Source organism: Methylobacterium sp. Leaf87 (assembly GCF_001422775.1).
Taxonomy (GTDB): Bacteria; Pseudomonadota; Alphaproteobacteria; order Rhizobiales; family Beijerinckiaceae; genus Methylobacterium.
Genome location: NZ_LMMI01000020.1, coordinates 33594 through 45327, shown reverse-complemented (window position 1 = coordinate 45327; position 11734 = coordinate 33594). Strand labels below are relative to the sequence as shown.

Annotated in this window: 6 protein-coding genes and 1 pseudogene; 3 read left to right on the top strand and 4 right to left on the bottom strand. The window is 64.4% G+C overall.

Translation table 11 applies throughout. From position 1 onward, the window contains the following. Both ASF22_RS24885 and ASF22_RS12075 read left to right on the top strand, forming a co-directional pair. Nucleotides 1-94: pseudogene (locus ASF22_RS24885) on the top strand (IS5/IS1182 family transposase); the annotation flags it as partial. A gap of 534 nt (nucleotides 95-628) precedes the next feature. Beyond that, nucleotides 629-949, top strand: coding sequence for a multidrug efflux SMR transporter (locus tag ASF22_RS12075; RefSeq protein ID WP_056174667.1), 321 nt, complete (start codon nucleotides 629-631; stop codon nucleotides 947-949). Between the two features lie 337 nt (nucleotides 950-1286). On the opposite strand, the gene ASF22_RS12070 is transcribed toward ASF22_RS12075, so the two are convergent. From ASF22_RS12070 to ASF22_RS12055, 4 genes are all read right to left on the bottom strand, one after another. Next, nucleotides 1287-2903, bottom strand: coding sequence for a cyclic nucleotide-binding domain-containing thioredoxin-disulfide reductase (locus ASF22_RS12070; protein WP_056264548.1), 1617 nt, complete (start codon nucleotides 2901-2903; stop codon nucleotides 1287-1289). A 573-nt stretch (nucleotides 2904-3476) separates the two neighbouring features. Beyond that, complete coding sequence (locus ASF22_RS12065; RefSeq protein ID WP_056264543.1) at nucleotides 3477-5507, bottom strand: hypothetical protein; 2031 nt, start codon at nucleotides 5505-5507, stop codon at nucleotides 3477-3479. Nucleotides 5508-5557: 50 nt separating this feature from the next. Continuing rightward, entirely contained in the window at nucleotides 5558-7414 is a 1857-nt protein-coding gene (gene flgK, locus ASF22_RS12060) for a flagellar hook-associated protein FlgK (protein WP_056264540.1), read from the bottom strand. Between the two features lie 183 nt (nucleotides 7415-7597). Then, a complete protein-coding gene (locus ASF22_RS12055) occupies nucleotides 7598-9052 on the bottom strand; it encodes a flagellar hook-basal body complex protein (protein ID WP_056264537.1) in 1455 nt (484 codons plus the stop codon). 816 nt (nucleotides 9053-9868) lie between these two features. Between ASF22_RS12055 and ASF22_RS12050 the strand changes: the two genes are divergently transcribed. After that, the gene (locus ASF22_RS12050) at nucleotides 9869-10159 is read left to right on the top strand and encodes a hypothetical protein (protein WP_056174657.1); all 291 of its coding nucleotides are present in this window, start codon (nucleotides 9869-9871) and stop codon (nucleotides 10157-10159) included. The last annotated feature ends 1575 nt before the right edge of the window (nucleotides 10160-11734 follow it).

The window sequence follows — 11734 nt, the reverse complement described above, 5'->3', positions numbered from 1 at the left end:
CGAGCGCTATCCCAGCACACTCGCCGATCTCCACATCGTCGCCTTCGTCTGCCTCATGCTCAAACAGGCCGCTCAACTGGCAAGCGGTTCATAACAGCCTCTAGATGTGCGTGATACCGATGCATTATCATATGATAATTTGAAATCCCCCGCGCGCCCGATGCGTTACGCGACCTTTTCGCCGCTCGGAAGTGGTCGGGCGATCGATTGAACGGGAGGCATGGGCCGTGGGTCCGATGGCTCTCGTTGCTTCTTTGGACGATGTGTCGCGCGGGATCCCGGGGTGGCGAGACGCTCGATCGGTCGCCTGCAGCCGTCGATGGAAGGTTTCTCGCAAGGCGCAGGGGCACAACGTGGCTTCAGACCAGAATGGATTCATCCGGCGTCCTACCGCGGATCGGCATTCGGGCCGTCAACCGACGCAGCGTTTGAAGACGCTCGATTGCCCAACCATGCGGCAACGGGGTGAGGTGCGATGCCTCGATTTGCGGCATCGACAGGAATGTTGCGGTGCACTAAGTCTCTCGCCTTCGATGGGTCGGGCCCCGGTGCTCGGCGGAGCTGTTCGGCCTCTTCCGGGTTTCCGGCTGCAGCGTTTTCTTTCGAGCCCGCATCGGAGAGTCACCCCATGGCGTGGGTCATTCTGAGCGTGGCGGTGGCCACGGAAATCGCTTGGGCCTTGAGCCTCAAATGGGCGGCTGTGCGGGGAGATTGGGCGACCTCGTCGGTCCCGATCGTCCTGAGTTTCGTCAATATGGGCCTGTTGGCTCTTGCCATGCGTGGTCTGCCGGCCGGGACGGCCTATGCAGTGTGGACCGGCCTCGGCGCCGTCGGGGTGGTCGTGTTCGGCGCGCTGGTCTTCGGCGAGAAAGTGAATGCGACCCAGATGGCCTTCATCGCCCTCACCATCACGGGTGTGGCCGGCACGAAGTTTTTCGCTCAAGTGTAGTCGATCGCTCACGGGGGCTTTGGCGGTTTGCTTGAAGCCTCCCAGCACGGGACCGGGAGACGACAGCTTCTCAGGCGACAATGCTTGCGGGTGAACGACATCGGGCGCCTTCGGAATGAGGTCGCTCTGCCGGTGCTCGGTCCCTCCATCCAGGCACCCGGTCGAGCGAACGATGCGACCGGCCCGTGCTGAGGCATGCGACCTCCCGAGACCCCATCGCGCGACCGAATGCGGATAGGCGAGCCAGCTGTCCTGGCCGGTGGGTTCGTCGCAGCGCCACGTTCCGGGGCGTCGCTGAGCCGTCGATGTCTCATTCCCATTGAGAAGCTCTGCGCCGTCAGTGCCGGACATACTCCCAGACCTTGGAGATCACGACCGAGCCTTCGCCCACGGACGAGGCCACACGCTTGACCGAGCCTGCGCGGACGTCGCCCACCGCGAAGATTCCGGGATGTGACGTCGCGTAAGGTGATCCTGCCCCGATCGCGTCTCCGGTCAGCACGAAGCCGTGGCCATCCAGTTCGATGAGGCCCGAGAGCCATCCGGTGTTGGGTGCGGCCCCCACCATCACGAAGACGGCGCAGACCGAGCTCGTCCGAAGGGTTCCATCGACAACGCTGCGGGTCGTGACCGCTTCGAGACGGTGCTCGCCATGGAGAGCGCTGACTTCGGTGCCGTAGTCGATCGTGATCGCCGGGTCCGCTTCCAGACGGCTCGAAAGGTAGTGCGACATCGAGGCTGCGAGCGACGGTCCGCGCACCAGGAGGCGAACATGCTTGGCCGACCGACTGAGAAACATCGCCGCTTGACCGGCTGAATTGCCGCCGCCGATGATGATGACCTCGGCATTCCGGCAGTAACGCGCTTCGATTTCCGTTGCCGCGTAGTAGACGCCGGCGCCCTCGAACGCTTCGAGCCGATCGATCGGCAGGCGCCGGTACTGTACACCGGTCGCAACGACCACGGCACGGCCGCGAACCCGTTGATCGTTCTCGAACGTGGCGCAGAACGCTCCGTCTTCGAGCTGATCCAGTCTGGTGACCCGGCGCGGCATGGCGAACCGCGTCCCGAACTTCATCGCCTGGACCTCGCCGCGCCAGACCAGATCGGCGCCGGAGATCCCGGTCGGAAATCCCATGTAGTTCTCGATGCGGCTCGATGTCCCGGCTTGGCCGCCGATCGCGACATCCTCGATCACCAGGCTGTGCAGCCCCTCGGCGCCCGCATAGACGCCGGCTGCAACGCCGGCGGGGCCACCGCCGACGATGAGCACGTCGAAAGCCTCGTCGTCGACGAGGTCGTGGTTGAGGCCCAGCAGATGCGCGACCTTGTCGGATGTGGGCTCCGTCACGACGATGTCGCGTCCGAAGATCACGGCAGGCCTGTCGACGGCAATCGAACAGCTTCGCGCCACGGCATCGGCCTCCGGGCTTGCCAGCGCGTAGGATCTGTAGGGCAGGCGGTTGCGGCTCATGAATTCCGCAATCCGCCGAACCGCCCGGTCGTCGTCCTCGCCGAGGAGGACCAAGGTGCCGTCCCGCGTGTCGAGTTGCCGCCGACGGCGGGCGGCGAGCACCGTGATGACGATATCCGACATTTCGGGGATCTCGGACATCAGCCGCAGCATCTCCAGTCGCGGCACCTCGATCACGCTGGTATCCCGCACCGCCCGCATCGGCATCGACCAGTTGCCGCCATTCAGGAACGCGATCTCGCCCATGAACTGCGTCGGCCCGAGTGTCGACGGAAGATGGCGCTCGTCCGTGAATGGGTTCACCACTTCGACTTCGCCCGTTTCGACGTAGACGAATCGATCAGCGGGTTCGCCAGCACGTGCCAGGAACCTCCCGGCCGGGTAATGCCGCTCCACCCCAACGGCCCGAAGGGCTGCGATATGCGATGCCGCGAGGGGAACCCGCTGCATTTCGGCGAGATCCCGGCCGATCGATTCCATCTCTCGTTCTCCCTGGACATCATCGAGGTGCGGCGCAGAGTCGATCACTCGAGCCCACCAGGCAAGGGACGGCTCCTGCAGGAGGTCCGATGTTGCGCCGCGCCGCCGACGATACGGATGCAGGCGTCGTTCGGTCGACCGGAAAGCCTCCGTCCGTCCGAGGCGCTCCACGACCTCCCCGCGACCATCCAGGAGGGATGCCCGTCGCGCCCATCTCGGCATTGGGTGCGACGGGTCACGACCGCGTCGTGTTTCCGACCGGAGGCATGGATGCAGGATCGCGCTTTGCGCAAACCGGTCTTGTCGGGGCGAATGACGCAGCCACAACGACGATACGCGGCGCGACCGCGCCGGTTTCCACCCTTGGATCCGAAGCCCCGGTAAGGTGCGGCCTGTTGCGAACTCCGATGTGAACGCCGTCCGGGTCCAGAACGATCGACGCCGGGATCGCGCGAACCGGACCGGTGCCCCGCGATACCGCAAGGGCCCGATGGACGGGGCGAGTCCTGCGACCCGAGCCGTGAATGCCGAAGCGAACCAAGCCTGCCAGAAAGGCCGGCCCGACCCAGTCGCTCACGACAGGTAGTTCACCAGCGTCAGTTTCGAGAGCATCGAGGTCACCTGATAGCTCGCCTGCAACTGGTTCTGCATGGCCAAAAGTTTGGATGCGACTTCTTCGGTGGAGATCGAATCCGTGCCCGCGAGGGTGTTCTGCAGTTGCGCCTTGGTGGCGCCGTTCTGTGCCTTGGCGTTGGTGATCTGGGCCGCGGCGAGGCTGAGTTCGGTGGCGATCTGGGCGATGCCCTGATCGTCCTGTTTGGATGTGAGAACGGTGCGGACACGGTCGGTCAAGGCGGTGTAACGGCTCCGTTCGCTCAACGCCAAGGCCCGGTCCGCGGCCGAAAGAGATGTGTCGTTCGGTTCCTTGGTGCTGGCGAAACTCTCGCTCGCCAGGGCGGCGATGCCCGCCAGCGCGTTGCGGATGCCGGCCTCGTTGGCCTGCGCGCCGATGCCGATGGATTGGCCGCTGCTGACCTGGACGGTTGCCGTACCACGCGGATCGGCGAGGCTCTCGTCGCCCGTGTACCAGATCACCGTCTTGCGAGCCGGATTGGTGGAGAAGCCGCCGGTGGCGGTGTCGACCCGGCGCGGGGCGAACGCGTCCGACTTCGAGCCCGCGAAGAAGTCCTTGGAGGCCAGGACGGCGGACGAGGCCGCGAGCGTCGTGCCGGCGCTCGTCTTCACCGTGTCGGAAAGCGCCTTCTGTATGTTCAGGGCCGTCGCCTCCGGGCTGGCGCCGATGGCGAAAACCGAAGGATCCTTGCTGTCCGCGACGGTTCTGGCCGTCAGCGTGATCGTCGTCGGGGTGCCGTCGCGCAGGCCGAGGGTCAGCGTGATGGTGTCGCCGTCCTTGGGCGGCGTGACGGCGCTGACCGTCAGGGAGGCGCTGGCAGGGGTACCGCCCGAGAGGGCCAGGGTCACGCCCGGGGGAGATTTGCTCTGGGCGGCGGCGATCCCCCTTTCCCCGACGGCCATCGTCAGGCTGGCGAAGCTTCCGGCCGCGTCTTGCCCGATCACGAACTCGTTGGCCGCGCCCGTTGCGACTGTGCGTGCCGTGTAGGTTACGACGGTTCGAGTACCATCGGGCTGCACGATGGTCACCGGGACCGACGCGCCGTCGACGGGTTGCGCGGCGAGACTTGCGGGAGCCGCCATCTGGCTCTGCCCGAGTGCCAACTTCAGCTTGGAGCCGCTATCGGTGCCGATCAGGAATTCGTTGGCTCCGAGGGCGGGGCCTGTCCGCGCCGTGTAATCGACGAAGGCTTGACTGCCATCGGGCTGGTTGACGCTGAGCCGCACGACATCGCCGTCCGTCGGCTGCGTGCCGAAACCGAGAGCCACCCTCGGCGCACTGGCCGCGTCCAGCTTTTCGCTGAACGCGGCCTTATTGGAGCTGTCGATGCCCAGCAGGGTGAACCCGAAATTCGCGCGTCCGATCGCGCTCGCTCCCTCGGAGACCGTGACCGCCGCCGTCCCGGTGGCCGGAATGCTGAGGTTTCCCGTCCCGGTGATCCCGTCGGCGGCCTTGCGCTCGGCGATCATGGCATTGAGGCCGGCCTTGGTGCCGTCGCCGTTGAGGATCTCGTCGGCTGAGATGACGGGTGGCGTATCTGTGGCGCGCCCTCCGAACAGGTAGGTTCCGGCGTAGTTCTGGTTCAGGGTATCGACGAACAGGTCGAGGTTGGCCACAGCCGTCTGGCGGGTGGTGTCGCGGGCCAAGGACGAACTCGTGTTGGTCAATCCCTCGGCGATGCCGCTCACCGTTGTCGACGTGACCTTGGACAGATTCTGCAGGCTGGCCGAACCGAGCGTGATGCGGTTGAGGGCGCCGGTGATGCTGGCGGCGTAACCATCGAGGCGCGCGACCTGGGCGTGTGCGCTCAAGCTCGTGGTACGGGAGGCACCCAAGCCGCCATAGGTCTCCGCCACCCGGCCCGTGGTCAGCTGGGTGGTGAGCGTGTCGAGCTTGTCCTTGGTCGCGAGCAGGCGCTGCGTGTTCAAGGTGGTGGTGTAGCTGCCGGCCGCGAAGGGCGTGATGGTCATGGGCGCGATCCCGGGAACGGAGGACGGACGACGTTGGGCGGGACCACGGCTCAGATCCGCAGGAGCGTGTCGAGCATGTCGCGGGCGGCCGTGAGCACCCGCGCGTTGGCACCGTAGGCGGTCTGGAGTTGGATCAAGTTGGCCATCTCCTCGTCGATCTTGACCCCGGATTCGCTGGAGAACCGACTCTGTGCCGTCGCGAGGGCGATCTGCTGCCCTTCGTCCAGGCTCTGGCTCGACGCCGCGTTCGCTCCCTGCGCGTCGATGATGCGCAAGGCGAAGTCGGCCACGTTGGTGGTGAAGGGCGCACGCACGCCGCCGATGCCGGAAGCGGCCGAGAAGGTGTAGGGGCGGGTGATCAGCCCGTCCAAAATCCGTTGCGGACGCGTTGCGTCGCCGGACTGGGTCGTCGCCGAGGACAGCACCAGGGCGCTGGTATCGGCCTTGATCGCCGGGTTGAGGGCGATGCGCTGGGCAAAGCCCGTCAGCTGGGAGCCGCCATCGAAGTTGCCTGTGTAAAGGCCGTTGGCCCGGCCGGAATCGACGAACAGAGCGATCTCGGGATTGTTGCTGGGAGCTTTCGTTTCGCTCGCGGCGGACGGGATGGTGAGGGTCGCGCCAAGTGTGGTCACGGATGCCGTGCCTGCCACCGGCGTTGTGCCAAGCGCAATCGTGAGTTTGCCCGCCGTGACGGACGCGACATAATTCGGTTGCAGGGCGGCTGTGATATTCGCTGCCAGTGTCGCATCGCCGTTGATCGTCCCAATGGGTTGGGCACCGGGCATTCGGAAGGCGATAGGCGCGGAACCATCGATATCGCCAGTTCGGAAGGTAGCAGTCCCGGTGTCCGAGGCGACGAGAACGATCTGAGAACCGTTCGCGAGACCCAGTGTGATCCGATTGCCTGCCTTCAACCCGTTTAGGTCGATGCCTGTGCTCGCAGCGGCGCTAACGGTCCTGTCCGTGGTCGATTGCGCCAGCCCGGCCGCCAATTCGTCGATCTGGCGCTGTGCCTGGACCAGGGTGTCGTCGCGGGCGGTCACGGCGGCCGCGAGGGAGCCCGAGCGCAGGGCGCCCGTGGCGATGAGATCGATCCGAGCGCCACCGGGTGTCGTTGCGGTGATCGTGCCGACGCCGCTCTTGCCCGCCTCCGTGGAATAGAGGGCCTCGGGGCTCAACACCGCGCGGCTGTCGAAGCCGAGCGATGCGGAAACGCCGTGATCGACCAGGGTGACGCCCGACTGGGTCATCACCGTGATCGAGCCATCGCCCACCTGGGTCGCCTGAACGTCCATGTACTGGGCGAGCTGGTTGATGGCCTGGTCGCGTTGATCGAGGAGATCGGGATTGGCACCGATGCCGTTGGCGGCGACGATCTTCACGTTGAGCTGTGCAATGGACCTGAGCAGGGAACCGGCACTCTTCACGTCGCTGGCGATCTGCGATTCCATTCCCGTGCGCAGGGTCTGGATGCCGTTGGCGATGGTGCCGATCCGGCTCGCGAGGGTCGCAGCGTTGCTGGCTACGGTGGCGCGTACGGAGCTCACCGTGGGATCGTTGGCGAGTGCCTGGAGGGACTGCGTGTATCCGTTGAGGACTCCATCGAGGGATGTGCTCGAACCGGGAACGCCATAGAGCGCATCGAGCTGCGTCCCCACGTTGGCGGCAATGTTCGTATAGGCCGCGCCGGAGCTCTCCAAACGCAGTTGTTTCTGCGACGTGGCGTTGAGAATTCGCGAGACATCGCCGTTGTTGATGCCCGTTCCGTCGTTCTGGGCAACGGAGGACTGGACACGCTTGACGTAGCCGACCGTGTTGACGTTGGCGATGTTCTGCGAAACGACGCCGATCTGGGCCTGCATCGCCTGCAGGCCGGCCGTGGCGGTGTTGATCGCGTTCAGCGACATCGATTCGGGCCTTCCCCTCGCGCGAGGTCCTGAAGCGGGCGTGCAGGGTGTTCGTCCTGCGGCCGGGTGCCCCTTGCGTTCCTAATCTGCTCTGGAAAGTGGGGCAGAAAACGTTCGCAGGGGCGGCGTTCCTAGAAAGATGACTTGAATGGTTGATGTTTCGTTTTTATCTTAACATCGATGTTAGCGAATGATATTGATCAGGTCGCTCATCATGGTCTGTGCCGTCGACATCACGCGGGTGTTGGCTGAGTAGGCCTGCTGCGTGACGATCATTTTCGAGAACTCGGCGGCGATGTCGGTGTTCGACTGTTCGATCTCGCCACCCACGACGGACGATCCGTTGAGGCCGGTGATCGGTGCGCCGGAGCCGAGGGTCTGCGTATAGTTGCCGTTGGTGTCGCCCTTCAGGGAGTCCGGATCCTTGAATTGAACGATGCCGACCTGCGCGAGGGCGGCGGAATTGCCGTTCGAATAGGTACCGGTGATCTTGCCGTCGCTCGTGACCGACAGCGAGGTCAGGGTGCCGGAGGCATAGCCATCCTGCTGAAGCGTGTCCGTGCGGACTGTGCCCTCGCTGGCGGCATACTGGGTGAGGCCGCCGGCGGCGATGTTGAGTTTGACATCCGTCAGCTTGACCCCATCCACGGTTAGATCTGTGATCGCGGGAGAGGCGGGCGACTTGAGCTGGCCACCCTCGAAGGTGAACGCCTGGCCAACGTTCTGCCATGCGTCCTGGGTGTCGGTCGCCTTCGAGTTGCCAAGGTAGAACAGGTTCCAGACATCTTTCCCGCCGGTGGCGGCCGTGGTCGTTCCGCCCGCCGCCGCTCCGGTGGTGCCCGTTCCGGCAGCGGCCGTTGCCGTCGTGGCGTTCTGCACCTTGGCCCAACGCAGCTGCACCGTCATCGGAGCGCCGGTCTCGGTGTAGGCGGTCAGTGAGCCGCCCGACAGGGTGTCGTCCATGAACTTATTCGCATCGCTGCCCTTGATCGGGTTCCCGAGCTTGGCCGGTGTCGGATCGGCGGTGACCGCCCCATACGCGGTTCCGGAGCTCAGCTTGGTGAGGAGTTCTGATCCGGCGGTCGCCGCCGACGCGTTCTTGGTGGACGGCGTCATCGGCAGGTTGGCCGCGTACGCGATGCTCTTTGTCGCCTTGGCCGCTAGGGACGCCGTCGAGATCTGGATCGGTCCCGTGCCCGTGGTCGCCCCCGTTCGCGGGTCGAAATTCTGACCCGTGACGTAGCCGCCGGCACCGTTCACCAAGTAGCCCTGATTGTCGGATTTAAAGTCGCCGCGCCGCGTATAGTATTGGGTCGTCGAGAACCCGGCCTGACCCGCCGCGTCGCCGGTCTTGGTCTGGACGGTGAAGAACCCCTTGCCGCTGAGCGCCATGTTGGTGTCGATTCCGGTGGAGACGAGGCCGCCCTGAATGGTGTTGGTCAGCCGCGAAAAGGCGCCGACGGAGCCGGAGACCTGCTTGTTCAGCGGCTGCTCGGCGATCATGTCGACGAAGTTCGTGTCGACCCGCTTGAACCCGGTTGTCTGCGAGTTGGCGATGTTGCCCGAGATGTTGTTCAGCGAGTACGACTGGGCCTGGAGGCCCGACACCGCGGTTTGTAGCGCACTGAAAATGTCCATGGTCGGCCTTGGGGTCCGCGAGATCGGTTATACCTAAGTCAGCAATCCGTATGCCGTCGGTGTTGTCTCGGAAAATCAAGGGCTTAGGTCGTATCGTTCGTCCCGTACGGCGCCGCACCCCGGCAAGTCTTGCCGATGCGCGGCGGTTTATGCCGGCCTCTCGGCGACGCCGAATGTCCGATATGCTACGGGTCCCGGCAGCGTGAGGTTTACGGAAATGCGTGCTGTCCTTCTGGTCGCGGGCCTGCTGACAGGCTTACCCTTGGGTGCTTCGGCGCAACCCGATCCAAGTCCTCATAAGCCGAGGCCGTCCGCGCCTCGGCTCGAAACCGCCACGCCGGACGCGCCGTCCACGTCATCGGAGGAAGCGCAGGCACGGCGTGATCGCGCCGAGGCCGAGCGCAAGGTCCGCGAGAAAGCCTTCGACGATCGCGTTCGTCGGGCTACCTCGTCCATCTGCAGCAATTGTACGACGGGTCCGACTCCGCGTCGTCGTGTCCGCGAGCAGGCAGCGCCGGAACCGCGCGATCCGATGTTCGATCCCGCGGAAGCGCCGCCGATGCCGGACTGAGTTTACCGTTGACGCTGTGGGGCGTCATCGCTGCTCACCTCGATCGCGGTGGACCGGCATGGGTCTCAGGACGAATGGTCCTGCCCGGCGCCGTGCCGAGCGAACGGATACCGATATGACCACCCTGTATGCAGGGGCGGAAGCGCAGCCGCCTCGGTCCTTTTCTCTGCCTCTTGAGGTGAGGAGCAGGGAGCTTCGAACCTGCAGGGAGGCTGCGCCGCGTGAGGGCAGAAAGGATTGGGGCGATGGCAGGTGATCTGTTTCACGAGAACTGGCGTCACGAACAGCGTGCCGATGGGCTCTATGTGATCATCGAAGAGATTGGTGGGCTCGGTGCGCTTGGCCCGTTTCCCGACGCGGAAGCCGCTCGGATCGGTTTCGCCCGCTACTTCCTCGGGCTGGATCTCGCACCGCCCTCTGCGCCCGTTCTGCCGAAGGCCGACACGGTCTCCGTCGCGGACAGGCGATCGCACGATGCGTCTGTGGATGACGGCCGCACGCGTATCCTCGATATGCGCGATGGCGAAAATCGGTGACCGCGGTGACGGATGCGAGGTCGGCTACGTGACTGTATGGTCATAAGGCCATTGATTCTGGCGTGACCCACCCTGTACCCCCAGAGAAGTGAGCGCCGCGTTTTGCTTGACAACCGACGGACGATGAAAAATGCCTATGCATTAGGCTGCGGCCACGCCTGCTTGGGGAAGGATGTGGGATCGATCGGCGCGGGGGTGCCATTCCATCCCGCGGAATCGTCACGATGCCGTAGGGGTATCGTCATTGCTGGTTGTTCGGGGGCAGGCGGGTCCCGGCGGCTGGAAGTTCAACCGTGCGACTGCTGGACATTCTGACGTAATGAAATCAATCAAAGCCTTGTTCGGCACCCGCACGCGACACGACAGCAACCTCTCGATTCAATCCGACTACGATCTGCTTGCACGCAGCGGGTTGTTTGATCGGGGCTACTATCTCCGTGAGAACCCGGATGTCGCCGAGAATGGGGCGGATCCGATCCATCATTATCTCACCATCGGCTTCGTCGAGGGGCGTGAACCCTCAGCGTTCTTCGATGGTACGGGTTACCGGGAGGCGGACCCCGCGATCAAGAGCGAGGGTATCAACCCTCTCGTTCATTGGTTGCGCTCGGGTGCAGCTGAAGGGAGGCCGGCCCCCGTACGCATGGGTCGGTCACCGATCTCTGGTGAAGTCCGGTCGGATTACGCCTTGGTCGCCCGCAGCGGTCTTTTCGATATTGGCTACTATCTCGCGGCCAATCCGGACGTTGCTGCCTCCGGGGAAGATCCCATCGTCCATTATCTCCAATTCGGATATCTCGACGGACGCGAACCATCGGCATTCTTCGATGGAACCCGCTATCGCACCGAGAACGGAGACGTTCGCGACGCGCGCATCAATCCTCTGGTCCATTGGTTGCGCCTCGGTAGCGCCGAGGGACGCGTAGCGCCCGTCCGCACCGCTCCGACCCTTGCGCGGCCGGGTACCGATTACGCGCTTGTTGCCCAGAGCGGGATGTTCGACGTCGGCTACTATCGGAGGGCGAATCCCGATGTCGCGGACATCGGCATGGATCCGATCCTCCATTACATCACTAACGGCTTCTCTGAAGGACGGGAGCCGTCTGAATTTTTTGACGGCCAGACCTACGCTGAACGTTATCCTGACGTCCGCTCAAGCAATCTCGCCCCGCTCGTCCATTGGATGCGCGTTGGACTTCACGAAGGCCGTTTTGCACCGATCCGAAGTAGCGAAGGCGTCAGCCCCGGGACCGATTACGATCTTGTCGCCCGTAGCGGCCTGTTCGATGCCGCGTTCTACTTAAGAACCTATCCGGAAGTGGCCGCAGCCGGGTTGGATCCCGTCGCTCACTACCTGCATAGCGACCATGCGGATGGGCTTCAGCCCTCGGCATTCTTCGACGGCGCCGCGTATCTCGCCCGGCATCCCGAGATCGCAGCGGCCGGCGTGAATCCACTGGTGCATTGGTTGCGAGTTGGTCACGACGAAGGCCGTTCCGCACCCGTAGCCGTTGGCCCGTCAGGACAGCACGGTCCTGGGTCCGATTATGATCTTGTGGCCCGCAGCGGCTGGTT